The 26,433-nt window shown below is 58.6% G+C and carries 21 protein-coding genes; 12 read left to right on the forward strand and 9 right to left on the reverse strand.

Translation table 11 applies throughout. From position 1 onward, the window contains the following. Window positions 1–6: 6 nt before the first annotated feature. The gene (locus FH08_RS0118130; protein ID WP_235210403.1) at window positions 7–1,017 is read left to right on the forward strand and encodes an ABC transporter permease; all 1,011 of its coding nucleotides are present in this window, start codon (window positions 7–9) and stop codon (window positions 1,015–1,017) included. A gap of 91 nt (window positions 1,018–1,108) precedes the next feature. After that, window positions 1,109–2,257: a porin gene (locus FH08_RS0118135; protein ID WP_235210405.1), complete on the forward strand. Its 1,149-nt coding sequence runs from the start codon at window positions 1,109–1,111 to the stop codon at window positions 2,255–2,257. A 213-nt stretch (window positions 2,258–2,470) separates the two neighbouring features. Here FH08_RS0118135 and FH08_RS0118140 read toward each other — a convergent pair whose 3' ends face one another. The 5 genes from FH08_RS0118140 to gtdA form a co-directional block, all read right to left on the reverse strand. Continuing rightward, entirely contained in the window at window positions 2,471–2,923 is a 453-nt protein-coding gene (locus FH08_RS0118140; RefSeq protein ID WP_031359694.1) for a hypothetical protein, read from the reverse strand. Window positions 2,924–3,221: 298 nt separating this feature from the next. After that, complete coding sequence (locus FH08_RS0118145; protein WP_031359695.1) at window positions 3,222–4,430, reverse strand: 3-hydroxybenzoate 6-monooxygenase; 1,209 nt, start codon at window positions 4,428–4,430, stop codon at window positions 3,222–3,224. 84 nt (window positions 4,431–4,514) lie between these two features. Further along, complete coding sequence (gene maiA, locus FH08_RS0118150; protein ID WP_031359696.1) at window positions 4,515–5,156, reverse strand: maleylacetoacetate isomerase; 642 nt, start codon at window positions 5,154–5,156, stop codon at window positions 4,515–4,517. Between the two features lie 38 nt (window positions 5,157–5,194). Then, on the reverse strand, window positions 5,195–5,893 hold the full coding sequence (locus FH08_RS0118155; RefSeq protein ID WP_031359697.1) for a fumarylacetoacetate hydrolase family protein: 699 nt from the start codon (window positions 5,891–5,893) through the stop codon (window positions 5,195–5,197). A 74-nt stretch (window positions 5,894–5,967) separates the two neighbouring features. Continuing rightward, window positions 5,968–7,014 carry a gentisate 1,2-dioxygenase gene (gene gtdA / locus FH08_RS0118160; protein ID WP_031359698.1) on the reverse strand — a complete coding sequence of 349 codons (1,047 nt, stop codon included), beginning with the start codon at window positions 7,012–7,014 and terminating at the stop codon, window positions 5,968–5,970. A 242-nt stretch (window positions 7,015–7,256) separates the two neighbouring features. Between gtdA and FH08_RS0118165 the strand changes: the two genes are divergently transcribed. Next, window positions 7,257–8,192 (forward strand): LysR family transcriptional regulator, encoded by a 936-nt coding sequence (locus tag FH08_RS0118165; RefSeq protein WP_031359699.1) that lies wholly within the window; start codon window positions 7,257–7,259, stop codon window positions 8,190–8,192. A 22-nt stretch (window positions 8,193–8,214) separates the two neighbouring features. Here the strand turns inward: FH08_RS0118165 and FH08_RS0118170 are convergent, their stop codons facing one another. Continuing rightward, window positions 8,215–8,754 (reverse strand): MarR family winged helix-turn-helix transcriptional regulator, encoded by a 540-nt coding sequence (locus FH08_RS0118170; protein ID WP_031359700.1) that lies wholly within the window; start codon window positions 8,752–8,754, stop codon window positions 8,215–8,217. A gap of 368 nt (window positions 8,755–9,122) precedes the next feature. Between FH08_RS0118170 and FH08_RS0118175 the strand changes: the two genes are divergently transcribed. From FH08_RS0118175 to FH08_RS0118185, 3 genes are read left to right on the forward strand one after another with little or no spacing between them, the layout of a single operon-like run. Then, entirely contained in the window at window positions 9,123–12,080 is a 2,958-nt protein-coding gene (locus FH08_RS0118175) for a molybdopterin-dependent oxidoreductase (protein ID WP_031359701.1), read from the forward strand. After that, window positions 12,077–12,928: a 4Fe-4S dicluster domain-containing protein gene (locus FH08_RS0118180; RefSeq protein ID WP_235210406.1), complete on the forward strand. Its 852-nt coding sequence runs from the start codon at window positions 12,077–12,079 to the stop codon at window positions 12,926–12,928. The genes FH08_RS0118175 and FH08_RS0118180 overlap by 4 nt, the downstream gene beginning before the upstream one ends. Before the next feature lie 60 nt (window positions 12,929–12,988). Continuing rightward, window positions 12,989–13,762, forward strand: a complete 774-nt coding sequence (locus tag FH08_RS0118185) for an SDR family NAD(P)-dependent oxidoreductase (RefSeq protein WP_031359703.1) — start codon at window positions 12,989–12,991, stop codon at window positions 13,760–13,762. A gap of 116 nt (window positions 13,763–13,878) precedes the next feature. Here the strand turns inward: FH08_RS0118185 and FH08_RS0118190 are convergent, their stop codons facing one another. Continuing rightward, on the reverse strand, window positions 13,879–14,871 hold the full coding sequence (locus FH08_RS0118190) for an ABC transporter substrate-binding protein (protein WP_031359704.1): 993 nt from the start codon (window positions 14,869–14,871) through the stop codon (window positions 13,879–13,881). Between the two features lie 447 nt (window positions 14,872–15,318). On the opposite strand from FH08_RS0118190, the gene FH08_RS0118195 reads away from it, so the two are divergent. Further along, entirely contained in the window at window positions 15,319–17,070 is a 1,752-nt protein-coding gene (locus FH08_RS0118195; protein WP_031359705.1) for an FAD-binding protein, read from the forward strand. A 292-nt stretch (window positions 17,071–17,362) separates the two neighbouring features. Here FH08_RS0118195 and FH08_RS0118200 read toward each other — a convergent pair whose 3' ends face one another. Further along, window positions 17,363–18,280, reverse strand: coding sequence for a LysR family transcriptional regulator (locus FH08_RS0118200; RefSeq protein ID WP_035566548.1), 918 nt, complete (start codon window positions 18,278–18,280; stop codon window positions 17,363–17,365). A gap of 133 nt (window positions 18,281–18,413) precedes the next feature. Here FH08_RS0118200 and FH08_RS0118205 point away from each other — a divergent pair, with 133 nt between their 5' ends. The 3 genes from FH08_RS0118205 (at window position 18,414) to FH08_RS0118215 (ending at window position 22,440) form a co-directional block, all read left to right on the forward strand. Further along, window positions 18,414–19,703, forward strand: a complete 1,290-nt coding sequence (locus FH08_RS0118205; protein WP_031359707.1) for an MFS transporter — start codon at window positions 18,414–18,416, stop codon at window positions 19,701–19,703. Between the two features lie 106 nt (window positions 19,704–19,809). Beyond that, window positions 19,810–21,318 (forward strand): M81 family metallopeptidase, encoded by a 1,509-nt coding sequence (locus FH08_RS0118210; protein WP_031359708.1) that lies wholly within the window; start codon window positions 19,810–19,812, stop codon window positions 21,316–21,318. Window positions 21,319–21,408: 90 nt separating this feature from the next. Further along, window positions 21,409–22,440 (forward strand): alpha/beta fold hydrolase, encoded by a 1,032-nt coding sequence (locus FH08_RS0118215; RefSeq protein ID WP_031359709.1) that lies wholly within the window; start codon window positions 21,409–21,411, stop codon window positions 22,438–22,440. 84 nt (window positions 22,441–22,524) lie between these two features. Here FH08_RS0118215 and FH08_RS0118220 read toward each other — a convergent pair whose 3' ends face one another. Beyond that, window positions 22,525–23,454, reverse strand: a complete 930-nt coding sequence (locus FH08_RS0118220) for a LysR family transcriptional regulator (protein ID WP_031359710.1) — start codon at window positions 23,452–23,454, stop codon at window positions 22,525–22,527. Between the two features lie 131 nt (window positions 23,455–23,585). Here FH08_RS0118220 and FH08_RS0118225 point away from each other — a divergent pair, with 131 nt between their 5' ends. Both FH08_RS0118225 and FH08_RS0118230 read left to right on the forward strand, forming a co-directional pair. Further along, complete coding sequence (locus FH08_RS0118225) at window positions 23,586–24,872, forward strand: MFS transporter (protein ID WP_031359711.1); 1,287 nt, start codon at window positions 23,586–23,588, stop codon at window positions 24,870–24,872. Between the two features lie 39 nt (window positions 24,873–24,911). Next, window positions 24,912–26,399: a M81 family metallopeptidase gene (locus FH08_RS0118230; protein ID WP_031359712.1), complete on the forward strand. Its 1,488-nt coding sequence runs from the start codon at window positions 24,912–24,914 to the stop codon at window positions 26,397–26,399. Window positions 26,400–26,433 lie beyond the last annotated feature (34 nt).

A 26,433-nucleotide genomic window follows, 5' to 3' on the forward strand; every position in this document is an offset into this window, starting at 1 on the left:
AAGTTCATGAGCAATCACGCAGATGCGGTACCGGATATCTTGCGGTCGTCGTCCGCGAGTTCGAGGTTGGTTCGGGTTCCAGCGTTCAGTGAATTCTGGTGGATCTGGGTCGGATTAATACTTCTCTTCTCCGTCAGCTTCGTGGTCGCGCCCGGCACCATGACCCGGGGTTCGATTCTGGCCATGCTTCCGTTCGCAGGCATCCTCGCCATTGTCGCAACCGGACAGACCCTGGTCATCCAGCAACGCGGGCTCGACATGTCAGCAATTGGCATGGTCTCGCTTGCCGGGGTAGTGATGGCCCGCAGCGGCTTTGGTCTTGATTCCATCGTCCTCGCAGTGGTTTTAACTGTGTGCGTGGGCGCGATTGTTGGAATCATCAATGGAACATTGGTCTCGCAGTTTGCGATAACACCATTGGTTGCAACGTTGGCAGTCAACGCGCTGCTCATTGGCGCCGTGCGCTCATTGACCGGCGCTGTTCCCGTCAACGTCCCGACCGTCATGCAGACCATCTCGCACGCCCAGTTCATCGGTTTACCCGCCAATGTACTGTTCGCCTTCGCGTTCGTGGTAACGGCGTGGTTCATCACCCGAAAAACTGCGATCGGGCGCCGGTTTGTCGCTGTCGGTGTAAATCCGCGCGCGGCAGAAGCCGCCGGGGTGAGGGTCTTGCAGTACAAGATTGGTGCTTACGTCGCGTCTGCGGTGTGCTTCTCTGCCGCCGGAATGCTCCTGGCCGGATTCATTGGTAGCGCGTCGCAGACGTCGGGCAACGACTATCTGCTTCCCGCCATTGCGGCTGTAGTTGTCGGCGGCACACCGTTCACTGGCGGGAAAGGCAGTGTTATCGCCAGCGCGGTCGCGGCGCTGTTCATGGCGCAGTTGAGCCAACTCGTGCTGGCGCTTGGTGCGGGGCCAGCAGTTCAACTGCTGGTACAAGCGTGCGCGATTCTGCTGGCAACCACCGTTCGCCATCTACCCGCAGCAATAAGAGCGTTTCGTAAAAGCGCGTAGTGGATAGTAGTAGCTGAGGTCTGAGCCAATTTCTTCCGGGCATGTGTTGGTTTGACTCGAAAGACGAGCATTTCTGGCTGTGGATCTGACTATGCAAGCCGCTTGCACCGACGCGACAAAGGTCGTCAAGCAATCCCCGGAGACTCATTTTCATCATAAGGATGACGAAATGAAAAAGATCATTTATTGCGCATCGTTGTTGGCTTTCGGCGCCTGCAACTCTTACGCGCAGAGCACTGTGACCCTGTATGGACGCGTCGCGTCGGGTCTGGATTTTGTCACGAACGTCGCAACGCCAAACGGTCAGTCGAAAAACAACTACAGGTTCGGCAGCGACCAGTATGGGTACAGCTGGTTCGGCCTGACAGGCGATGAAGACCTCGGAGCGGGCGTGCACGCGGTCTTTAAACTCGAAAGCCTTTTTACTGCCGGAAATGGGCAGACTCCGCCTAACACGATCTTTACCCGCGATGCGTATGTGGGTTTGGCCGACGACAAATTCGGAAGTATCTGGTTCGGAGAGGCCATGAGCCTGACCGACGAAACCGGCTGGTACATTGACCCGTTAGGGGAGCAGGTAGGGATAGGCGTTGGCAACTTCGCCTTCGGGCGAGCATGGGGGCCGCGATCAAACGTCGTCACTTACAACTCACCCAAATGGTCCGGCTTCTCGTTCCGCGTGCAGGACGGATTCGGCAACGAGGCTGGAAACTTTCGCGGTGGACGTCAGTTCAGTGTAAGCGCTCAGTACACCCTCACCAGCTTCGCCGCGTACGGGGTTTACGAAGAAATCCACGACGCCAAGGGAAATTTTTCAGACCTGTATGCCGCGTCACGAGAATACATGGCCGGCGCCACATACACTTTGGGCGGACTCAAGTTCTACACAGGCTATCAGCAACTGGTCTCATCCGGACAGGATACGGTCGCCACTTCGTTCAATCCTTTCGCCGCCACACGCAGCCAGCAGGAGTGGATCGGCGCCTCGTATCAGGCGACCCCTGCTCTCTCCGTCCAGGCCGCCTGGTATCACGGCAATGTGAATCATGGCGGCGGCACGGGAAATCTCGGCGCCATCGGCAGCACTTACAACCTCTCAAAGCGGACATTCCTCTACTTGACCGTCGGAGCGATGTTCAACGGCAAGAATGCCGCGTTCCCGGTTGAGACGGCCGACTCTCAACCGCTGCCGGGCCACAACCAGCAAGGTGGCTACTTCGGCATCATGCATTACTTCTAACCTGTGGCTTGATGGCGTACAGATACCCGTACGCCATCACCCAGAGTCGCGTTGAAACACCACCTTCCCGTAATCCGGACAAGCTTCGCGTCGCTGGGCTGTTATTCGTCCCTGGACGCAAGTACGCAAACGATCGTGTCTACCTGCGAGTCCTGCGCAACCTTGCGTCACGTCGGGTAAGACGGACATGGCCGCGCAACAGGTCGTTCGTAACTATACCAACGGCGTAACCGTGTTTTCCACACCCAGCAGAGCCTTCCCATAAAGCTCGGCACCAATAGCAGGGAGGACAATCGCATGACGGGCCGCAGTGTTCGAATCACGCCACCAGCGCTGCATCGGACTCGCTTCGGCAAAGCTTCCAGCGCCGTGAGCAAAGATCAGCGTGTTCAAAGCGTCGGTGATGTCAGACGCTACAACACCGGTATCTGCCCGGACCCGCGCCCGTGTGATGTAGCTTGGCGACTCATTGGGGCGGGCCAGCTCATCGATCTCATCCGCAGCATGGAATACGCGCAAATGAGCGCTATCGATCTTCAGCGCAGCTTGCGCCACTTGCACCTGGAACACGGTCGAATCGGTTTGCCTGGTGAACGGGGTGTACGCAATTGCTCGTTGAGACGCCTTCTCGATCACGTACTTCCACGCCGCGCGGCCGATGCCCACGCCCCGTTCTCGTCGTGCTCTACGCACCCGGGAATCGCCCATTGAGCGTGCAGCGAACCCGATGAAAAGTACCACTTGCCCGATATGACTAACCCACCCTCGACACGAAGTGGCGCCAGCGAGGCAAAGTGGATCGACAAGATCGACACAGAAGATGGGCAACGCTTCATGTCGTATCGGCTACCTGCTTAGCTCGGCAGCGTCTCCGCAGCGTCTCGACCGCGACGGCGGTTCAAATTTCCGTTCGGCAGCGCGATGGATCCGCCACTACACCCGCTGCCTGGCACCCCGTCGCGCCTCAGATGACGCCCTTCAGGCAGTCCTCTGCGCGCCAGCCGTGCAGCCACTGCAGTGCGTCGTAGAACTGCTCCTGCGTGCGGCCGATCCAAAGCGAATTCCGAACTTGTCGCTCGACGCCCTTTGCGTGATAGATACGGCCCATCTCACGAGCCGAATACAGCACGCGCGCCGTGCGCGGAATACGTGCGCTCTCGTACAGTTTGAACGCGGCTTCGAAATCGCCATCCGTCGCAGCGACGGCGGCGCCAAGCGTGACGGCATCTTCGAGCGCCTGGCAGGCGCCTTGCGCCAGGTATTGCGTCATCGGATGCGCGGCGTCACCGAGCACCGTCGCACGTCCATAGCTCCAGCGCTCAACGGGATCCCGGTCCGCCGTGGCCCAACGTTTCCAAGAAGTCGGCCTGTCGAGCATCTGATGCGGCAGCGGATGAATGCCTTCGAAGTAGGACAGCACTTCCTGCTTGCTGCCCTCGCGCACGCCCCACTCCTCCTTTTCGCGGCTGTGGAACGTAACGACCAGGTTATATTGGCGGCCGCCGCGCAGCGGATAGTGCACGAGGTGGCAATGCGGGCCGGCCCACACCACAGGCGCATTGATCTGCAGGTCCTCCGGCATGTTTTCGACGTCAACGACGGCGCGATACACCACATGCCCTGTCACTCGATGTTCGTCGCCGATCAATGCCTTGCGTATTGCCGACTTCACGCCGTCGCAGCCGATCACGGCATCCGCGTGGTATCGCTCGCCGTTCTGATCGATGACAGTCACGCCGTCGGCATTCTGGTCGAGTTCGCAGACCTGCGTGTTGGTGCGAAACTGGATCAACGGATGATCCTTCACCGCTTCGAGAATGGACAGGTGAATGTCGGCACGATGAATCACCGCATACGGATTGCCAAAGCGCGCACGATATGGGGCGCCGACGTCGATCCGCATCACTTCCCTTGCGTCGAGCGCGTCCATCAATTTCAGGTAGTCCGTGAATACGGCTCGGCTGCGTGCTGCCTCACCGACGCCTAGCGCATCGAGTGCGTTAAACGCGTTTGCGGCCAACTGGATTCCTGCGCCGATTTCCTGGATCTCAGGGGCCTGTTCGAGCAGTTGCACGCGAATGCCTTGACGCGCGAGCGCCAGCGCGGTGGCCAGGCCGCCAATGCCGCCGCCGATCACAAGCACGCGCCGGCCTTTGTTGTTTGTCTCACTCATGTCTGTCTCCAATGTCCTGTCGACCAGAGTTGGCGCTTTAGCGCTTACTCCGGCCCCATAGCGCCTTACTCGGGTCCCATGCAATCAACCGATGTAATCGGGCTGCCGCTGCGGCTGCGCGGCGTCGAATGCCGCGTGTTTCGACGCGTGTTCATATACGGCCAGACTGCGCGGATAGGCACTCAGATCGCAGTCCATGCGCAGCGCGTTAGCGATCTGTGGCACAAGGCACAGATCGGCGAGCGTCAGTTGCGCGCCAAAGCACCACGGACCCGCGCTGCTGCGGTCGAGCAGGCGCTCTACGGCTGCCATACCCTCCGCGATCCAGTGCCGATACCACGCGCTCTTCTGCTGCGGCGTGACCTTGAGTTCGGTCTCCAGATATCGCAACACCCGCAGGTTATTAACCGGATGAATGTCGCAAGAAATCAGCGAAGCAAATTCGAGCACGCGCGTGCGCAATACCGGTTCGAGCGGAATCAGGCGTGGCTCCGGGTACTTCTGGTCAAGGTAATCGATGATCGCAAGCGACTGGCCGAGTTTGAAATCGCCATCGACCAGTGCAGGCACCGACGCTGACGGATTCACGTTCGCCACATAGTCCGCTGCGCGATGTTCACCGACGCGAATGTTGACGGGCAGCGTCTCATACGCGAGTCCCTTGAGCGCGAGCGCAATGCGTACGCGGTACGACGTCGAGCTGTTGAAGAAGCTATGGAGTTGCACGAGTGGACCTCCGATCAAAGCAGGTTACGTATTTCATGTCAGCCCACCCGCACCGTTACTTCGCCAAGACGCTCGACGCCGACCTTCATCGTGTCGCCCTTCTTCACCGCTCCAACGCCTTCCGGCGTGCCCGTGAAAATCACGTCGCCCGCTTCAAGGCGGAAGAACTTCGACAGATACGCAACCGTCTCCGCGACCGACCAGATCAGATGCGACACGTCGCTCTTCTGTTTGGTCTCGTCGTTGACCGTCAGCCACAGGCCGGCGCTCTCGAAGTGACCAACCTCGCTTGCCGGATGAATCGGCCCAATTGGTGCCGAGTAGTCAAACGCCTTGCCGATCTCCCAGGGACGGCCCATCTCACGCATCTTCATCTGCAGATCGCGGCGCGTCATGTCCAGGCCGACGGCGTAGCCCCATACGTGATCGAGCGCCCGTTCGAGCGGGATATCCGAGCCGCCCTTGCCAATCACAGCGACTAGCTCCGCTTCATAGTGGTAGTTCGTCGTCTGCGACGGATAAGCCAGTTCAAGCGTTTCGCCGTAGGCGACGGGCACAACAGCATCGGCCGGCTTGCAGAAAAAGAACGGCGGCTCGCGATCGGGATCGAAGCCCATTTCGCGCGCATGCGCCGCGTAGTTGCGCCCCACACAATAGACGCGACGCACCGCGAATTGAGCGTCGCTGCCGGCGACGGGAACAGCGATGGGCGCTTCGGGCGGGAAAACAAATGCCATGATGAGTTCGACTCGATAGATAAGGGATTAATCACGCGCCGCCAATGCGGCGCGTAGAAAGTAAAGGGACGTGACTAGCTGCGTTCTTCGCGCAGCAGGTTCAGCGCGGCGAGCACCGGACGATCCGAATAGCTGAACAACACGCTTTCCGCCGATGCCGCCAGTTGCACGGGCGCCCATGATGGCGCGATGAACACATCGTGCGGTTCGAAAGTGAATTCTTCGTTGCCGATCTTGACCGTGCCGACGCCTTCGACGACGCAGTACACGGTTGCGTCGGTGCTGCGATACGTGCGGCCCTTGAAGCCCGCAGGCAGGAATTGCATGAAGGTCGCAATGGTCGGCATCGGCCAGCCGCCCGTGGCCGGATTCACGTAGCGCAGTTTCACGCCGTCCCATTCATCGAGTTCGCCGTTGCGGTAGAGCGCGTCGAGCGCTTCGCGGCTTCGTTCGTACGGATAGCTGAATATCGGTGAAGTGGGATCGGACACGCGATGCCGCACGGGCACCATGTTGTGGCCGAAGCGCGCGAAGCTATCGCCCTCTGCACGCGACACCGGCTGCGTCATCTCGGGGTAGTTCTCCGCGAAACCAGCGTCCATCTGTGCGACCAACGGAATATCGAGGCCATCGAGCCACACGACAGGCTCTCCGCCCTCTTCCTCGGAAGGATTGCCGTGGTCGTGCCATGTCCACGACGGCGTGATGATGAAGTCGCCCGGATGCATGGTCGTGCGCTCACCGTTCACGGCTGTCCAAGCACCCTTGCCTTCGACGATGAAACGAAGTGCCGACTGCGTATGCCGGTGGCTGGGCGCGATTTCGCCCGGCAGGATCAACTGGAGTCCGGCGTACAGGTTTGGCGTCATGCTTGACTTGCCGGACAGCCCCGGGTTTTCGAGCACCAGCACGCGGCGCACGGCTTCTTCCGCGCTGATCACGGAACCCGCCTGCATCACCAGGTCACGCACCTGCGCGTACTTCCAGATGGCGGGTTGCGCTTTCGGTTGCGGCGCTTTCGGCACGAGGTTGTGCAGCGATTCCCACAGCGGGGCCATGCGCTGCCGCGCGATTTGCTCGTAGTAGGCCGCGCGCGATGCGCCCGGGTTGTTGTTTGTCATTCGCGTCTCCTGTGTCGACCAGAGTTGGCGCTTTAGCGCTTACTCTGGTCCCATGCAACCTGGTTGCGTTCGGTGTCACTTGAATCGGGCGCGTCGGCTGATCACGCGCCGGTCTCGCAGACCCCATGCATCATTTATATGCGACAAAGCTATACTCAGTAAAATGGCGAAAACATCTAATCCATATGATTTCGGATATAGCTTCGCAAGCCGCTGCGGGGATCTGGTAAGAGGATTGGGCAATGGACTGGACTTATCGCCTGCGTCTGAGGCATCTGCAGGTATTGCTGAGCCTCGCGAGCACGGGCAACCTCAGCCAATCGGCAACAGCGCTCAACACGACACAGCCGGCACTGTCGAAATGGCTGAAGGAACTTGAGGAAGACGTCGGCCTGCCCCTCTTCGAGAGGCATGCGCGGGGTCTACGGCCCACGTCGTACGGCGAGGCGCTGATCGAACACGCGCGCCGGATCGAAGCGCATCTCGACATTGCCCGTGACGATATGCAGGCGCTGCGCGCAGGCGGCAGCGGCCTCGTCAGTATTGGGACGTCGGGGGTGTCGGCGGCGGACACGGTGCCGCTTGCCGTGTCGCGGCTTCTCGAACGCATGCCGCGTGTACAGGTGCGGCTCGTCGAAAGCACGATGAACCAGCTAATGCCGCAGCTGGCGCGTGGGGAACTGGATATTGTCGTCGGCCGCTCGGGTCAGCAGTACGACGATCCACGGCTGCAGACCGAGTCGCTCTATACGGAGCCGATCAACTTCGTCGCGGGACCGCAGCATCCGCTTGCCGGGAACTCATCGCTCACCTGGGATGACGTCCTCGCCTATTCGTGGATCGTCTGGCCGCAAGGCACGCCTGTGCGAACTGCACTGGAGGCAGCGCTTGCGGCGGAGGGACGCGCACTGCCGGCCCATTGTGTCGAATCCAATTCGTCGATTCTCAACCTGACGCTGCTGAATAACACGGAACTGGTGGGCGTGGCGTCGCATCGGGCCGCCCTTCGATTCGAACAATTGAACGCACTTCGTATTCTGCCCGTTCAACTCGAGGGCTTCGGCTCAGTGTCGCTCTACTGGCACGCCGAGAACGTCAATCGCGCGGCGGTGGCCATGGCATTGGAAAGCCTCCGCACTTTTGCGGACCCGCACATGAAAGAATGGCACACGGCTTAACGCCTCTGACACTACCGCCGGTTCAATCCACGACCGTATCGTCTTGCGCCTTCTGCGCAAGGTTTGTTTCGATCTGATGCATCACTTTCCAGAAAGTACGCATATCCCGCTGGGTGACGCCGTCCAGTGACGACGAAATCATGTCGGTCAACTCGGGCAGCAATTCATCTACTAGCCGCTTGCCCTCAGGTTGAAGATTGACAAAGTACTTCCGTCTGTCGTTAGGGTCTCGGGTTCGTTGCACAAGGCCGCGCTTTTCGAGGTTATCCAGAGCGGGTACCGCAGTAGTGGATGCAATGCCCACACGCTTGCTGAGCTCCAGCTGGTTCAATTCACCGCGCTCTGCCAGTACACGAAGGTAGTACCAGTACGCGATAGCCAGGTTCTCCCGGTCAAGGATCTTCTGCGCCTGTGCGTCATAGAGCCTGTGCACCGTTCGTGCCATCCACGGCACAGTCCTGCCGCGATCATCAAATACATCCGAAGATTCCTTCGCTCCCGATCCCGGTCCTGCAGCAACGTTCACGGTTGCTTTGGCCGCTGCGGAGTTTGACTTGGGCATTCGCTCATTCCTTGACATAAGGGTGGCCAATCGGACGCGGAGCCGATCGGCAAAAAAGATGACGATGACACGTGTGGTGTCGGGAGATTCCCTAAGCACCTTGACTTCACTCATCCCGATTAATATCATTCGATATAAATCGATCTTAGATGGAATCGTCTCTGTGCAAATAATCCGTCACGAGAAAGATCATACAACAGGTGCCGATGGTTTCGTCTGAATCTGCGCAGCCTCTTATGGTGCGGCACCACAAACAACAGCCATGAGCCGGGACTGGTAGTTCAACAGGTTGGCAAACATCATTCCGTCAACGTTCGGGATCGGTTATCGCGCTTTGTACTGGCGCATTCAGCTCAGGGAAGACTCGTATGCAAAGACACATCCTTGTACTCATACTCTGGCTGATGCCGACCGTTCTACGGATGGCGGCACGCAGGTTTCCTTCCGTTCGCGAACATCTTGTCGCGGGAGACTGGGTGATCCAGCTTCGGCTCCGGGACAATAGCCTGGCAAGGCAGCTTCATTTCAAAAACGGCACCGTGTCGGGGCGCTGGGGGGTGGCTCCTCGGCCCGACGCCGAACTTGTCTTCATGGATGCGGCTACAGCACGCCAGATGCTGGCGCCCACGACCGATCATGCGTTCCTGATCGATGCGCTCAAGAACTTCAAGATCACCCAAGGCGGCAGCGATCAGGCGCTAGTCTGGTTCGGCCAGCTGGTGAACACCATGAAGACGGCATCCTGGCGCACAGGTACCCCGATGAAGGATGGGACGACCCGCTATGTCACGCTCACCAATGGGGGGCCGGTTTTTGTCTTCGTCAAGGACGGCAAGATCATCCGGACGACTCCCATAGATCTCGCGGAGGAAGACGGACCAAGCTGGACCATCACCGCGCGGGGTCGCCGGTTTTCGCCTGCACGACGTGCAACTGTTAGCCCGCACGCGCTCTCACTCAAATCCCTCGTTTATTCCGACAAGCGGATCCTTTACCCAATGAAACGGCTCGATTTCGACCCGAACGGTGAACGCAATCCTCAGAACCGGGGTATTTCCAGCTACGAGCGTATCAGTTGGGACGAAGCGCTCACCGTAGTCGCTGGCGAAATCCGCCGCATGAAGCAGGAGCATGGCCCTGGTGCTATCGCAATGGCGACGGGTGCCCACCACCAGTGGGGAAACGTTAACTATTACCTGAGCGCCATGCAGCGCTTCGGTAACCTGATTGGATACACCCGCATCGAAATGAGCCCGATCAGCTGGGAAGGCTGGTACTGGGGCGCCATGCATCACTACGGCAACAGTCTGCGTCTGGGCACGCCGAGCTTTTACGGCACCACCGTGGACTGTCTTGAACACGCGGAGGTGATCGTCTTCTGGTCGAGCGATCCCGAGTCGACCAGTGGGGTGTACGCCGGGTTCGAGGGCACCGAGCGCCGCTTGTGGGCCAAGCAGCTCGGGATACAGTTCGTTCACATCGACCCCTACCTGACGCAATCCGCCCAGTTCCTCGGTGGAAAATGGCTACCGATCAAGCCCGGCACCGATTCGGCGTTTGCGATCGCTATCATGCATGAATGGATGATCAGTGGCAGCTATGATCAGGAATACATAGCATCGAAAACGACCGGCTTCGACGAATGGCGTGCTTATGTTCTCGGTGAAGAGGACGGCACGCCGAAGACACCTGAGTGGCAGGAAGCTGAAACCGGTATTCCCGCGAAAGACGTCCGCAGTCTCGCGACGTTGTGGGCATCAAAGAAGACGTACCTCGCTGCAGGAGGCCTCGGCGCAGGCTTTGGCGGAGCATGCCGCACCGAGACCGGGGCTCAATGGACACGAAGCCTTGTCATGATGATGGCCATGCAGGGATGGGGAAAGCCCGGAATCAACTTTGGCAATCTTCAGATCGGCGCGCCCCAGGACCTGAACTTCTACTTTCCCGGCTACGCCGAGGGCGGAATCTCGGGCGACCTGACTTACACCGCGAGCGCGGCCAACAACTATTGCCGCATGCCTCACATCATCACGATCAATCCGGTGAAGCAGTCCATTCCTCGTCAACGGCTTGCCGAGGCCATCACGCAGGGACATGCGGATGGTTACTTGTGGGACGGCTTCTCGGCTGAAGGACAATTTGGCCAATATTCGTATCCCAAGCTGGGCCATTCGCGGGTTCACATGCTGTACCGCTACGGCTCGTCTTCTTTCGGCACGGTTCCAGGCTCGAACAGACTGATTGAAGCGTATCGTGATCCATCCCTCGAGTTCGTCGTCAATCAATCGATATGGATGGAGAACGAAGCTCAGTTTGCAGACATCATCCTGCCGGCGTGTACCGCGCTCGAGCGTGACGATATTTCCGAATGGGCGAACTGTGGCGGCTACATCCAGCATGCGCAGAGTCAGCTCAATCATCGCATGATGATCATGCAGCACAAATGCATCGAGCCTCTCGGCGAATCCAAGTCGGACTATGAGATTTTCCTGGAGATCATGACGAGACTCGGCTACGGCGGCATGTACTCGGAAGGCGGTGGATCGGAACTGACCTGGTGCGAGCGGATATTCAACTCCACAGACCTGCCCAAGCAAACCACCTGGAAGAAATTCCTGCAGAAAGGCTATCACGTCGTGCCGCCTCCCAAAGACGATGACAAGCAACCGGTGGACATGCGCTGGTTCGCAGAGGGCCGCACTAAAGACTTACCGGAAGCGAATCCCCTTCCCGGGGTGTATTCGACCGGGTTCAGCCAGGGGCTGCCAACGCAATCAGGCAAGTTCGAGTTTGTTCCGTCCAGCCTGCGCCGTATCGAGCAGATCGATCCCGCGAGGCCGGCGGTCAACCGATATATCAACAGTCAGAGCGGTGTAAAGCAAAGGTTCCCGCTACAACTCGTGACCAATCATCCGGTCTACAGCTTCCATACCCAGGCCGATGGAAAAAATAGCCATATCAACACGATCAATGAGCACCGGATGAACGTTGGTGGCTATCGATACTGGGTCCTTCGAATGGGCCACAAAGATGCTTCGGCGCGCGGCCTGCAGGCGGGCGATCTGGTGCGTGTCTACAACGCCCAGGCGTCGGTCATCTGCGCAATCGACGTTTCGCAACTCATCAAGGATGGCGTTGCGCGCGCAAACGAATCATGCGGCGAACTCGATCTGATCCAGACGTCGGTAGGGTTGGTTGATCGCGGGGGTTGTCTCAACCTCCTGACGCCAGGGCGAAAGATGAGCACGACCGCAGACGGGATTATTCCCAACAGTTGCTGGGTGGAGGTAGAAAAATGGGACACAACACTGGAGAAGGCAGCATGAGCTGGGCCATGGTAGTGGACGTTTCCCTCTGCATCAATTGCAAAAACTGTGTGCTCTCGACAAAAGACGAGTACACCGGCAACGAATTCCCCGGTTATTCCGCACCGCACCCTCCGGAGGGACTCGATACGATTCGTGTCGAACGCCACGTTCGAGGAGAGGGGTCGCTGGTGGACGTGACCTATATTCCGAAGATGTGCAATCACTGCGACAACGCTCCATGCGTAAAGGCAGCGGCCGATGGAGCGATCTATAAACGCCCGGACGGCGTCGTGGTCATTGACCCGGAGAAGTCACGCGGCCGACGGGATCTGGTGAAGACCTGCCCCTACGGCATGATCGAATGGAACGAACAGGAACAGGTGCCGCAGAACTGGAATTTTGATGCGCACTTGCTTGACGCCGGATGGAAAGAACCGCGTTGCGCACAAGCCTGCCCGACCAAGGCGCTACGCGCGCTGAACATGCCGGACAAAGAACTGCAAGAAATGGTGAAGAACGAACACCTCTCGGTCATTCAGCCGGAGTTCGGCACAAGGCCTCGCGTGTTCTATCGCAATCTGGATGACGCTCTAAGCCACTTGGTAGCAGGCAACATCAGCGAAGCCACTGGCGACGGTCGTCTGCGAAACCTGGCGGGTGTTGAAGTCGTGCTGCATGACTCTGCCGGTGGGGACGAACCCACCGAACGCACCACGACGACTGACCATTTCGGGGACTTCCGGTTCTCGGGTCTGACTGAGCAAACCTCGACAATCGAACTGCGGATCCGCAAGGACGGCAATGAAAAAATCATCGCAACAAGAGAGCGCATAGGGAGCGTCAACCTCGGCACGTTGTTGTGTTGAATTAGCCTGAAGTGCGTTGAAACAATTTCCAAATTTATTAAATTCGTAGGAGACACGCACATGGAGTTGAACAACAAGGTGGCGGTTATCACGGGCGGAGACAGCGGAATCGGATTCGCTTCGGCACGGCTGTTCCTCGAAGCGGGCGCGGAAGTCGTCATCATGAGCAACAATCCGGAAACCCTTGGCGTCGCTCGCAGTCAGCTTGGCCCCGAGGTCGTGGCGATTGAGGCCGATGTCACGAATACCCAAGCTCTGGGCGCCGCCTTCGCAGAAGTGGGTCGCCGGTTTGGTCGTATCGACGTCCTGTTTGCAAGTGCCGGCGTGGTATCTCCTACCCCTTTGGAGAACACGTCCAGTGAGCTCTTTGAACGCATACTCAGGATCAACGTCGCCGGGAGCTTCTACACGGTACAGGCCGCGCTCCCCTACCTTCGCTCTGGATCGTCAGTTATCCTGATCGGTTCTGTTGTCGCAACAATGGGAATTGCAGGATTCGGGGCATATGCTGCCAGCAAAGCCGGACTATCAGGCATGGCGCGTGCACTGGCCTCTGAACTTACGCCTCAAGGCATTCGTGTCAACACACTGGTTCCGGGTCCCACCCGAACCCCAATCTGGAGCACCCTCGCCCATACGGAGAAGGACTTGCAGGAGCTTGAGAAAAGCCTGATCAGGAGTATTCCGATCGGCCGTCTCAACGATGCCGAGGAGGTAGCTCAAGCCGCACTTTTTCTCGCGTCTGACCGCTCAAGTAGCATCCAGGCGGCGGAAATCGTTATCGATGGCGGCGCATCCCGCGCCCCACAGGGCGCACCCGCTTATCGCGTTTGATTCACCGGCGCGTCAATACAGGGCGCGCCAGTGTCTCCGCGCTCAAATGCCCCCCCTTGCTTCGAAGTCCGTCTCGGCAGCGGGCATTTGTCACGGTCTGTCCTTGCTGCGCTCCTTCAAATTGCAAAGCTTTCGAGGCTTGCCGGATGGAACAGCTCACGCGGTTCAAGCCGGCGGCTTGAAAGCCCTTCTGCAAAATGGCGGGCCAGAAAACGGTCAATAGGATGCTCATTGTCCGCGAAGCCGTATGACCAGAAATCTGTCCCCATCAGTGTGCGAGCGGCACGTAGCTGGTCCTCGACGAACGGCAGGGTCACCTTGGTGGCCGCCGTATCACTCAGACGCGCCAACGCGAGGGCTTTAGACTTCTCAAATGCCTTCATCAATGCGCCCGGTAGCCAGGGATGACTCTCTGCCAGAGTCTTCCTGACGCCAAGCGTGTGCATGATCGGAAACAGCTTCGTACGCGTGTACCAATCTGCTGCGGCTTTGTGCGGATCGTCGAACAAATACTTGACCTGGGGATGCCCACGGTCAAAGCATGAAGGCGCTCGCGGTCCAATGACGGCATCTATTTCGCCGTCCGCGAGCAGGCTCGAGATCGTCTTGCCTTCGGGCGCGTTCTCCAGCTTCACATCTGCAGGCAAGTTCAGCGTGATTTTCTCCACCCTGGTCGGATCTTCGTATCCACCGCGCACCCAGGTCACATCAGAAGGGTTTACACCGTACTCCTCCTCGAGAAAAAGACGGACCCAGACGTTTGCCGTTAGCTGATATTCCGGCACACCAATGCGCTTGCCCTTCAAATCTTCCGGGCTGTTGATGCCCCTATCCGTGCGCACATAAACCGACGTGTGTCGAAAGGCTCTCGACGGAAAGACCGGCACGGCGATGTAGGGCGAGGTCCCCGCGGCAGTCTTCACGGAGTAGCTGCTGAGCGAGAGTTCGCAGATATCGAAGTCCGCGTGTCTGAACGCGCGAAAAAAGATCTCCTCGGGGTCCTGCAACATGAACACCGGGTCCACGCCTTCGATTTGAACCTCACCGTCGACCAACGGCCTGATCCGATCGTAGTTGCCTACGGCAACGGACAACTGAAGCTTGCTCATTGTTTCTCCTCTTGCTGAAAATACAACCTTTGCGAGGTTGAGGCCTTGCTTGGTGCCCATGGACGTTCCAGACGAACGGGCAACGTTGATCTCGATTTGCAATCATCGATATTCGATTGATATCGAATCATCTTTCATGGAATGATTCATGTCAAGAAATTCTGGGAGCTTTCCGGCGGGGAAGCATGTGCGCCTGCAGCAAGCGGAACCGGGACAAGACGTGTCCGGAGATACCCTTGAAGTTCTTGACATTATCCATCCCAAACCACATCATTCGATATAAATCGATTTTTTAGAGCATGATGCAATATCGCATGATTTGACTGCGGCGATTTGACTGCAACGTGACACGCACTACGCTCTTGTGATGAGACCGCTTTTCAGCCGCGTACATGCAAATCGATTCCCAAGCAGATCTGTCAGAAACACTTAAAACAGGAAAACGCCATGAGTACCGCAACGACTCCGAATTGGGACCGCGAGGTCGACGTCATCATCATGGGTGCAGGGGCCGCCGGCATGACGGCGGCGATCGTGGCGAAGAACGAGGGGCTTGTACCGCTCGTTCTGGAGAAGACCGATCAGGTCGGCGGAACGTCCGCGTGGTCGGTGGGCATGATGTGGTTCGTCGACAGCGCGCCAATGCAGGCCGCCGGCTTCAAGGATTCATTTGATAAGGCGCGGAAATACTTTGCCGAGACTGTCGGTGCGAGTGTCGACCGCTCATTGCAGGAAGCCTACATCCGCGAAGGCCGAGCCGCCCTCGACTATATGTTGCGCAACTCCGAGCTGGAGGTCGTGGCAGTCGACTACCCGGACTACCACCCCGAGCTGGAGGGAGGCATGTTCGGGCGCGCTCATGCCCCGCTGGAATTCGACGCTCGCAAGCTTGGGCCGCACTTCAAGAATCTACGTGCTCCGCTACCGGCGTTTGCGCCGTTCGGTGGAATGATGCTTGACCTTGTCGACTTGCTCCACTTTCTTTCCTTCACGAAATCAGCCCGGTCGTTCTTCCACGTGATGAAGCGTTTTTTGCGCTATGGCGTGGATCGGCTGAGCTATCACCGTGGCACCCGGCTGGTTGGCGGCAATGCGCTCATCGCGCGCCTGTACAAGACAATCCTGGATCTGCAAATCGAAATCTGGCTGCGCTCTTCCGCCACTAAACTGATCATCGATAACGGTGCCGTCATTGGCACAGAAATCGTTCAGGATGGCCGCACACTTCGAATCCGCGCTCGCCGGGGCGTGGTCATTGCGACCGGGGGATATCCGGGCAGCCAGGAAATGCGCAAAGAACATTCGCGCAAGCCCACCGTCGACCTGACACTCGGACTGCCTGGCAACGTTGGCGAAGGTATTCATCTGGGTGTATCGGCTGGGGGGCGGCTTGACCATAACTCCGAGGACACCGGTTTCTATGTGCCAATGTCAGTGTTGTCGAACGAGACGGGCGATAAGGTGTTATGGGGGCACTTCATGCTTGACCGTCCCAAGCCCGGCTTCATTGCAGTGGGCAAGGACGGGAAACGCTTCACCAACGAGGCGGCGTCGTACCACGCTTTCACCCTCGGCATGTTCAATGCCGGCGCCATCCCGGCCTATCTTGTTGCCGACGCGGCGACAGTAAAAAAGTACGGCATTGGCGTCATCCTTCCGGGCAGTTTGTCACTGCGGCGCTATGAGAAGTCGGGATACCTCTTCAGCGGCCGGACGCTGGCTGAACTTGCTGGCAAGATCGGCGTTGATCGCAGCGGACTGGAACGCAGCGTCGCGCGCAACAACCAATTTGCAGCCACTGGCGTGGACGCAGATTTCGGCAAGGGATCGTCAGCCTATAACATTTACAAGGGCGACCCTACCCACTCACCGAACCCCTGCATTGGACCCATTGAGCGGGGGCCCTTTTACGCTGTCAAGCTGATGCCGGGCGACTTCGGTACAAGCCGTGGTCTTGTGACCGGAAGTCACGGCGAAGTTCTTGATCGTGATAACCGTCCAATTCCCGGACTTTACGCTTGCGGCAACGATATGAACTCGCCGGTGGGCGGACGCTACATTGGCGCCGGAATTACGCTCGGGCCCGCGTTGACGTTCGGCTATCTGGCCGCCATGTCCATTGCTGGAAGTGAGCGCGCGTCGGTTGGCAGCAATGTGAAGACCCTTTCTTCTTCAATCGATAAAGTTCGTATTGCTTAGTAGCTGAATGTTCGCGGAGTGACGGAAGACGTCTTGTTCGCGCGGTGCGTTGAACACTGCGACCGCGAGATGACGCGGTTTGATTGGTCGACGACACAGAGGTAAGGACGCGGCCGGAGTTCACATCTGCATCCATTGCTCCGAACTCGCCCACACTGTTCATGCCCACGCAACCACAGTCGCGAACTTCGGCGGTCTTCGGCAATGCTTTGCCACCAGCACAAGCTCACCCTAGTGCAACGCCCGGTTATCTCTTGCGCCGGCCGCGGTTCGTTCGGCCTCGCGAATCTATCTAGCGACGCGCGGCAAACATCGGCATGCGTTCCTGAATCCAGTTGAGCAGCTCAAGCGGGCCTGCAGCAAGCGGCCTGCCGGACTTGACCAATGCCCTCGCCTGCACGCCTTCAAACAGCGGATGCGCGATCGGCACCGTTGTCAGTTCGCCGCTCGCAAGCTCGCGGTATGCGGCAAATTCGCCGATGAGCGTCATGAAATTTTCAGCCGTTACGAAGCGCTTCAATGCGCTTAGGGAATTGGTTGTTATCGTGGGCCGGATCGTCATGTTCTCGGCGAGTTCCAGCATCGATACGACATGGCCGATCCCGAACGTGGATGGCATGAGCACCAGCGGATAAGCGCGCAAATCCTCGATGCTTGCCGGACCCCTGCGTTTAACGAGCGGATGATCGCTTCGCAGCAACAGCACGACAGGTTGACTGGAACTTGCCCGATATTCAATGCGCGGATGCGGCGGCGGATTGTAGGCGAGCCCTATATGCGCCCGGCTTTCCGCTACCTCGTCCAGCAGCGCGTCCACCGCCAGCATGGTCATGCTGATTTCCAGGCGGGGATAGCGGGCGCAAAACGGCGCCAGTACGTCGTCAACGAGCGTATCGACAAACCCCTCGCTCACGGCAAGCTGGATACGGCCTTGCTGAAGTCCCTTCAACGCGTGAAGCTGGTCTTCGAGTTTTTCCTGCTGCGACCGATAGCCCTGCCAGAACTCCAGTAGGTGAAACGCGGCTTCCGTCGGCTTGACACCGCGAGCCTGACGTTCGAACAGCGTGGCGCCAAGTTCGTCCTCGAGCAGTTTGATCTGCCGCGTGATGACCGACGGCGAGGTATTGATGTGTTCAGCGGCGCCGCGGATGGTGCCGTGAGTAAGCACCTCGTGGAAGTACCGAAGACGTTGCTGGTTGATCTCGCGCATCTGTCCGCTCCGTTTGTGTTGTCTGTAGAGCAACGATATGTGAACTTAGTTGCTCTTGCTAGTCTATTTTCTCCCTGCCACCATGAACTTGACCCTTACAACGGGTCCAGTGAACGGAAACCGGGAGACACGCATGTCGGCAATCCACCCATCGACCGCGGGCGACAATGTCGCGGCGCTGTACAGCAAGCTCAACTGGCGGCTCTTGCCGTTTCTCGTGACCTGCTACATGTTTGCGTATCTGGATCGCGTGAACGTCGGGTTCGCCAAGCTCCAGATGCAGACTGACCTGGGTTTCTCGGACGCCGCATACGGAGTCGGCGCGGGCATCTTCTTCATAGGCTACGTGCTGTTCGAATTGCCGAGCAACCTCATGTTGCCAAGGGTAGGCGCCCGGCGGACGTTCAGCCGCATCCTGGTGCTCTGGGGCATCACGTCGGCCTGCATGCTGTTCGTGCGTAACGTGCCCGCCTTTTACGCGATGCGATTTCTCCTGGGCGTCTTCGAGGCGGGTTTCGCGCCGGGCATGATCTATTACCTCTCGTGCTGGTACGGCCCGGCTCGCATGGGGCGCGCCATCGCCCTCGTGTTCGTGGCCGGGCCGCTCGGCGGGATAGTAGGCGGACCGTTGTCGGCGTGGCTCATGACGCGTCTTACCGGCGTCGGCGGCCTGGCGGGCTGGCAGTGGATGTTTCTTGTGGAAGGCCTGCCGTGTATCGTGCTCGGCCTCCTGACGCTGCGTGTGCTGTCCGATCGTCCCGCAGACGCGCCCTGGCTGAACGACGACGAGAAGCAATTGCTGAAGCACGAAACCGCGCCGAGCCAGCATCGGGCGGATTCGTTCAAGGCGCTGCTGAAGAGCCCGAGGGTTTATGTGCTCGCGTTTGCGTACTTCAGCATCATTTTTCCGATCTATGCCATCAGCTTCTGGCTGCCGACGCTGCTCAAGGAGCAAGGCGTGAGCGATACGCTCCGTCTCGGCTGGTTCACATCGATTCCCTACGTAGCGGCCGCGGTCTGCATGTACCTCGCTGGGCGCCGCTCCGACCGGACGGGCGAACGGCGCTATCACTGCGCGATCCCGGCGCTCGGTGCCGCGATCTGCCTGATCGCCGTCATTCTCGCCGATGGAAACCTGCCGATGACCATCTTGGCCCTATCCCTGGGAACTGCTTGCCTGTGGATGGCCTATACGGTTTTCTGGGCCATTCCTTCCGAGCTCGTCGAGGGAACCGCTGCGGCGGGCGGCATCGCGTTGATCAATACGGTCGGGTTATCGGGAGGATTCTGGGGGCCTGCGGTGGTCGGCTGGACCAAAGCATGGACGGGAAGCATGCATGCTGGTCTATTTGTCATGGCATGCACGGCCGCCGTGGCCGCCGTTTTAATACTGACGGGCAAGCTCACGCTGGATAGAGACTAACGCGGGCAGGACGTTCGTTCCAAATTTACTCATAGACAGATAAAACGTAGTTATCCATACGATTCGCTCAAGCATCGTAACGAAATTCAAGTAACAGGTGAAACCCATGAAAATATTGATCGCTGGTTTCCAGCATGAAACCAATACCTTCGCCCCGACCAAGGCGTCTTATCCGAGCTTCATTCAAGGGGAAGGCTTCCCACCCCTGGTGCGAGGTGCCGATGTGCTCGCGCTTCGCGACGTCAACGTCCCGATCGGCGGATTCATCAAGGCGGCACAAGCGCGTGGGCATGAGCTCTTGCCCGTGATCTGGGCCGGCGCCAGCGCATCGGCGCACGTGACCACGGATGCGTTCGAACGGATCGGCGGTGAGATCATTGCCGCGATCAAGGAAGGCGGCTTCGACGCGATCTATCTCGACCTGCACGGCGCAATGGTGACCGAAGAGCACGATGACGGCGAAGGCGAGATTCTCGAACGCGTGCGCCGGATCGTCGGTGATCGCATGCCGGTGGTCGTCTCGCTGGATCTTCATGCCAACGTCACCGCGCGCATGTTCAAGCATGCCAGTGCGCTCGTGGCATACCGGACCTATCCTCACGTCGATATGGCGGACACCGGCGAACGTGCTGCGCTGATTCTCGAAGAACTGGTATCGCAAGGACGCCCGTTGCATTGTGCGGTTCGTCGCGTGCCGTTTCTTATTCCCGTGAACGGCATGTGTACGCTGGTCGAACCTGCACGCGGGATGTATCAGCTACTGGCGGACCTCGAAGAGAAGCCGGTCGTGTCCGTATCGTTTACACCGGGTTTTCCGGCTGCCGATTTTCCAGAGTGCGGTCCGGTCATCTGGGCTTATTCGTTCAGCGATGAAGCCGCTGAGCACGCGGCGAACGCGCTCTTTTCGAAGATCGTGGACGAAGAATCCCGTTGGGAGGTGTCGTTCCTGACGCCGGACGAAGCCGTGCTCGAAGCGATCCGATTGAGCACGGGATCTGACAAGCCCGTCATCATCGCGGACACGCAGGACAACCCGGGCGTAGGCGGCGATTCGAACACCATGGGCATGGTGCGCGCCCTCTTGCGCAACGGCGCGACCGGCGCGGCAGTGGGCGTGATCTGGGATGCGCAGGCAGCAGAAGCGGCGCATCGCGCCGGCGTGGGTGCGCGCATTTCGCTGTCGCTGGGCGGCAGCCCCAGCGTGCAAGGCGATTCACCGCTCGCGGCCGAATTCGAGGTCGATTATTTGTCGGACGGACGCTTCCGCTTCGACGGGCCAATGCTTAACGGCATGCAAGGCGAGTTGGGACCGGTCGCCTGTTTGCGCATCGAAGGCGTCAGAATTGCCGTGAGCGCCGTCAAGATGCAGGTGTTCGATCGCAACCTGTTCCGCGTGGCCGGCATCGAACCCGAACAGATGAAAATCCTCGTCAACAAGAGCTCGGTTCATTTCCGCGCGGACTTCGAGGCCATTGCCGAGGCAATCCTCGTGGCGAAAGCGCCCGGTCCCATGGCCGCGGATCCGGCCGACCTGCCGTGGAAGCACCTCGATCCGGAGATCCGCATGCGGCCGATGGGTCAGTCGTTCAAATCCTTTCAGCGCGCTTCCCGCTGAGCGCAGCGGCGCCATCACTTTGTTTAATTCATCAGGAGCGTGCCGAATCCGGCACCGCTCGCACAAGCCCATCTTCAAGGAGAATCAGCCATGTCAGACCCGATCAATACTCGACGCCGTCGTCTGCTTGGGACGACCGTTGCCGGTATCAGTTTGTTGGAACTTGGCTTGAGCGCATCCGCCTACGCGCAGTCGAACGACGCCAAGCCCGCGACACGTCCCGCTTCGTTCGAAAACATTCGCCAGGTCAACGCCGGTACGCTCAACATCGGCTACGCGGAAGCGGGCCCGCAGAATGGACCGGTCGTGATCCTGCTGCATGGATGGCCTTACGATATCTACAGCTTCGCAGACGTGACGCCATTGCTCGTGGCGGCGGGGTATCGGGTCATCGTGCCGTATCTGCGAGGTTATGGTTCAACGCGATTCCTCTCCGCCGATACCGTACGCAACGGCCAGCAGTCGGTCGTCGCCCTCGACATCATTGCGCTGATGGACGCATTGAAAATCGATAAGGCAATCCTCGGCGGCTTCGACTGGGGTGCGCGCACGGTGAACATCATTGCTGCATTGTGGCCCGAACGATGCAAAGCCATGGTCTCTGTTAGCGGCTACCTGATCGGCAGTCCGGAAGCCAACCGCGCGCCCCTGCCGCCGAAAGCCGAACTCGCGTGGTGGTATCAGTTCTATTTCGCGACCGAGCGCGGCTATGCAGGTTATGAAGCGAATCGCCACGACTTCAACAAGCTGATCTGGCATACCGCATCACCGAAATGGAATTTCGACGATGCCACCTTCGAGCGCTCCGCCGCGTCGTTCAATAATCCGGACCACGTTGCGGTTGTGATCCATAACTACCGCTGGCGTCTGGGGCTGGCCAAGGGTGAGCCGCAATACGACGATCTGGAAAAGCGCCTGGCAACGGCACCGTTGATCTCGGTTCCGACCATCACCATGGAAGGCGATGCCAACGGTGCGCCGCATCCCGATCCGGCCACCTACGCGAAGAAGTTCTCGGGCAAGTATGTGCATCGGAACATCGGCGGTGGTATCGGGCATAACCTGCCACAGGAAGCGCCGAAAGCGTTCGCCGACGCAATCATCGACGTCGCTCGCTTCTGATCAGCCGCTACGGGCGCGTCACGCGCGAAACCTGGATGGATCTTATATCGTGGTGTATCCAGGCCGTAGTCGAGCAAGCGACGCTTAGCGTGAAACGGAAGCTCTCCCCTGAAACACGGTCAATTTGCCCAGGATGCGTTTTAGCAATTCATCGGACGCCTTGGAACGTGGGCGCCCATTGCGTACCAGGACGCGCGCCTGCACCGATGCGAACATGGGATGCTTAACGGGTCTCGCGACCAGTTGACCGGCTTCGATCTCGTCCTGCGCTGCGAATGCAGCACCAAAGGTAACGCCCTTGCCTGATTTCACAAATTTCATTAGTACCGCTAGCGAGTTAGCGACCAAGCTAGGGCTCAGTTGCAGGTTCTCGGCAAATGCCACCGCCTGCACCAGTTGACCAAGACCGAACGACACGGGCATCAGACCCAGAGGATAAGACACTACATCGGCGATTGAAACCGGCCTTTTATCTGCGGCCAATGGATGGTCAGGGCCGGTCAGCAATATCACCGGTTGCGCAGCACTGGCCAGATAACGGACACGTGACGTCGGCGGAGGGTTATAGGCAATCCCGATGTGAGCGAGGTCTTCCTCGACTTCCGCCACCACATCATTGACTGACACGACACTGACCACAATCTCCAGCTTTGGATATTGATCGGTGAACTCGGTGAGTACCTCGTCCATCAGACAGTCCACAAAACCCTCGCTAACCGCGATACGAAGGTGTCCGCGTTGCAGGCCTCGAAGCTCATCGAGCCTTTCCTCGAGATTGTCGTGCTGAGCCTGACAGCCTCGCCAGTAGTCCAGCAAATGATGGGCGGCCTCAGTGGGAATCACACCTTTTGCCACGCGCTCGAACAGGACGCTTCCCACCTCATTCTCGAGCAAGCGCAATTGGCGCGTGATGACTGAAGGCGCCGTGTTGATGCTATCGGCCGCGCCACGGATCGATCCATGGGTCAGGACCTCATGAAAATAGCGAAGTCTGCGCTGGTTGATCTCTCTCAATTCGTGTCCCCGTAGCGTTGCTCGTTGGGCAACACTAATGGGCTTCAGTTGCACTTGCAACACTATTTTTCTCAGGCAACTATCGACGAAATACGCAGCAGTCAGGCAAACGTCAAAGGGAGCGCGCCCGTATGTCCGCAATAACGCCGGCCTCAAGCTTGCCCATCAAGGACGCGATATATACGAAAATTAGCTGGCGGATCCTGCCGCTGCTAATGCTCTGCTATCTGTTCGCCTATCTGGACCGGATCAACATCGGCTTTGCCAAGCTGCAAATGCAGGCTGATATTGGACTGTCCGATGCCGCGTTCGGCTTTGGCGCCGGCATTTTCTTTCTCGGCTACATGCTCTTTGAGATCCCGAGCAACCTGCTATTACCGAAGCTCGGTGCTCGAAAAACGCTTAGCCGCATCATGGTTTTGTGGGGCTTGACGTCGGTCGCCATGCTGTTCGTGCACGACGTGAAAATTTTCTATGCCTTGCGTTTCCTGCTCGGCGTGTTCGAGGCAGGCTTTGCCCCCGGCATGGTGTTCTATCTGACTTGCTGGTACCCGCAAGCCCGCATGGCACGAGTGATGGCGATCGTCATGGCCGCCGCGCCGCTAGGGGGTGTCATCGGCGCGCCTTTGTCGACGTGGGTGATGACCGCATTGGCCGGATCATCCGGACTCGCCGGCTGGCAATGGATGTTCCTGGTTGAAGGTTTGCCTTGCATACTGCTTGGCGCGATCGTTTTTCTCTTTCTCGATGATCGTATCGAGACCGCGCGATGGCTCACGAACGATGAAAAGTCGATGCTTGCAGCAGAGTTGGGCGGCCACGAGGGCAGCCATCGAGGCTTCCGGCACGTTGCCGCCGATCCTCGCGTATATGCAATGGCATTCGGCTACTTCTGCCTCATTTGCGGCATTTACGCGGTGAGTTTCTGGCTACCCACCATTGTGAAGTCTGGTGGCGTTTCGGATTTGATGACAATCGGGCTGCTTTCCAGCGTCCCTTATGTGGTGGCCGTATGTGCCATGTTTGTCGTGGGCCGAAGCTCAGACCTTCGGCAGGAACGCCGCTGGCATAGCGCTATTCCCGCAGCCTTGGGCGGATGCGCGCTGGCTGTTTCGGCATTCACGATTGGACATCTCTGGACCTCCTTGATCAGCATCACCCTTGCAACAGCCATGATGTGGGCTGCGTACACGGTCTTTTGGGCGATGCCCTCCCAGTACCTCAAAGGGAACGTTGCGGCAGGCGGTATTGCGCTCATTAACACCCTTGGGCTGCTCGGAGGATTTATCAGTCCGACCGTCATAGGCCTGGTCAAAAGCGCGACGGGCAGCATGCAGATCGCGCTTATCCCGACCGTCGTCTTGCTTCTGCTCGGCGCGCTCGCGCTTGTTGCGAACCGCTTTCCATCCAAGCCCTAAGTCTTAACAAGCTCTAACAAATCCCTCACGCCTCAAGCCATGAAAATATTGATCGCTGGCTTCCAGCACGAAACAAACACCTTCGCTCCGTCCAAAGCAGACTATGAAAACTTCGTGCGAGGCGAAGGATTTCCGCCGATGGTGCGCGGCGCCGACGTCCTAAGCCTGCGGCAGGTCAACATTCCCATAGGTGGCTTTATCAGCGAGATGGAGTCACAAGGCCACAGCCTCATTCCGGTGATCTGGGCGGCAGCGAGTCCATCGGCGCACGTCACTCAATCAGCATTCGAACGAATTGCCGGAGAGATCCTCGAGGGTATCCAACAGGCGGATAGCGACGCGATTTATCTGGACCTGCACGGCGCGATGGTGGCTGAACATCTTGACGACGGCGAAGGAGAACTACTGGCGCGTATTCGCGCTCTGGTAGGACCCGCCTTTCCGGTGGTGGCATCGCTCGATCTGCACGCGAACGTGACCGAGAAAATGCTTCGCAACGCCAGCGGCCTCGTCGCCTATCGCACTTATCCGCATGTCGACATGGCCGATACCGGCAGGTCGGCTGCCAAGCTCCTTACGACGCTGATTGCCAGACAGGGCAACGTAGCCATTGCGCATCGAAGCATTCCATTCCTGATTCCAGTCAACGCCATGTGCACGCTCCTCGAACCTGCGCATGGCGTCTATGACCGGTTATCGACACTGGAGAGTGACGATGTATTTTCCCTATCGTTCACTCCCGGCTTTCCCGCCGCAGACTTCCCGGAGTGTGGGCCAAAGGTCTGGTGCTATGGCACAAACCGCCAATCCGCGGAGACCGCTGTCGCGGCGCTATATGAGCAAATCGTCAGTAGGGAAAGTGAATGGGCGGTGGAATTCCTGACGCCGGACGATGCAGTGCTCGAGGCCAAACGCATCTCCCAGTCCGCCACCCGACCCGTTGTGATTGCGGATACGCAGGACAATCCTCATGGCGGGGCTGATTCGAATACCACGGGCATGTTGCGCGCGCTCGTCAGGAACGAAGCTAAAGGCGCGGCGCTTGGCCTCATGTGGGACCCCGAAGTCGCGCGTTTGGCTCATGAAGCCGGAGAAGGCAATGAAATAACCGTGTCGCTTGGCGGGCAGTCGGGTGTGTCAGGAGATTCCCCCTTTCATGCTACGTTCAAAGTGGAATGCCTCTCCGACGGCCGCTGCATACTTGAAGGTCCCATGATGACGGGAACGCAAATAGACGTCGGCCCGACCGCTTGCCTAAGAATTGGCGACGTCCGGGTCATTGTCAGCACATCAAAGGCGCCAATGAACGATCGCAACCTGTTCAGGATGGCGGGCGTTATTCCTGAAGAGATGAAGATTCTAGTGAATAAAAGCTCGGTCCATTTCCGGGCGGATTTCGGCCCGATAGCGGAGCGTATCCTGGTCGCAAAGGCACCGGGCCCAATGGCGGCCGACCCGGCAGACTTGCCGTGGAAGTACTTGCGCCAAGGAATTCGACTTAGACCAAATGAGCCCGAGTTTCACTAGGTCCGGTCAGCCAAGCTTGGGTTAGTCAAAGCGA

It is taken from the genome of Caballeronia sordidicola (assembly GCF_000729995.1).
GTDB lineage: Bacteria > Pseudomonadota > Gammaproteobacteria > Burkholderiales > Burkholderiaceae > Caballeronia > Caballeronia sordidicola_A.

Bases quoted from the DNA above. Each gene is read 5' to 3' on its own strand.
- FH08_RS0118130 (WP_235210403.1), top strand. From the start codon at position 7: ATGAGCAATCACGCAGATGCGGTACCGGATATCTTGCGGTCGTCGTCC.
- FH08_RS0118135 (WP_235210405.1), top strand. From the start codon at position 1,109: ATGCAAGCCGCTTGCACCGACGCGACAAAGGTCGTCAAGCAATCCCCG.
- FH08_RS0118145 (WP_031359695.1), bottom strand. From the start codon at position 4,430: ATGAGTGAGACAAACAACAAAGGCCGGCGCGTGCTTGTGATCGGCGGC.
- FH08_RS0118155 (WP_031359697.1), bottom strand. From the start codon at position 5,893: ATGGCATTTGTTTTCCCGCCCGAAGCGCCCATCGCTGTTCCCGTCGCC.
- gtdA (WP_031359698.1), bottom strand. From the start codon at position 7,014: ATGACAAACAACAACCCGGGCGCATCGCGCGCGGCCTACTACGAGCAA.
- FH08_RS0118165 (WP_031359699.1), top strand. From the start codon at position 7,257: ATGGACTGGACTTATCGCCTGCGTCTGAGGCATCTGCAGGTATTGCTG.
- FH08_RS0118170 (WP_031359700.1), bottom strand. From the start codon at position 8,754: ATGCCCAAGTCAAACTCCGCAGCGGCCAAAGCAACCGTGAACGTTGCT.
- FH08_RS0118175 (WP_031359701.1), top strand. From the start codon at position 9,123: ATGCAAAGACACATCCTTGTACTCATACTCTGGCTGATGCCGACCGTT.
- FH08_RS0118180 (WP_235210406.1), top strand. From the start codon at position 12,077: ATGAGCTGGGCCATGGTAGTGGACGTTTCCCTCTGCATCAATTGCAAA.
- FH08_RS0118185 (WP_031359703.1), top strand. From the start codon at position 12,989: ATGGAGTTGAACAACAAGGTGGCGGTTATCACGGGCGGAGACAGCGGA.
- FH08_RS0118190 (WP_031359704.1), bottom strand. From the start codon at position 14,871: ATGAGCAAGCTTCAGTTGTCCGTTGCCGTAGGCAACTACGATCGGATC.
- FH08_RS0118195 (WP_031359705.1), top strand. From the start codon at position 15,319: ATGAGTACCGCAACGACTCCGAATTGGGACCGCGAGGTCGACGTCATC.
- FH08_RS0118200 (WP_035566548.1), bottom strand. From the start codon at position 18,280: ATGCGCGAGATCAACCAGCAACGTCTTCGGTACTTCCACGAGGTGCTT.
- FH08_RS0118205 (WP_031359707.1), top strand. From the start codon at position 18,414: ATGTCGGCAATCCACCCATCGACCGCGGGCGACAATGTCGCGGCGCTG.
- FH08_RS0118210 (WP_031359708.1), top strand. From the start codon at position 19,810: ATGAAAATATTGATCGCTGGTTTCCAGCATGAAACCAATACCTTCGCC.
- FH08_RS0118215 (WP_031359709.1), top strand. From the start codon at position 21,409: ATGTCAGACCCGATCAATACTCGACGCCGTCGTCTGCTTGGGACGACC.
- FH08_RS0118225 (WP_031359711.1), top strand. From the start codon at position 23,586: ATGTCCGCAATAACGCCGGCCTCAAGCTTGCCCATCAAGGACGCGATA.
- FH08_RS0118230 (WP_031359712.1), top strand. From the start codon at position 24,912: ATGAAAATATTGATCGCTGGCTTCCAGCACGAAACAAACACCTTCGCT.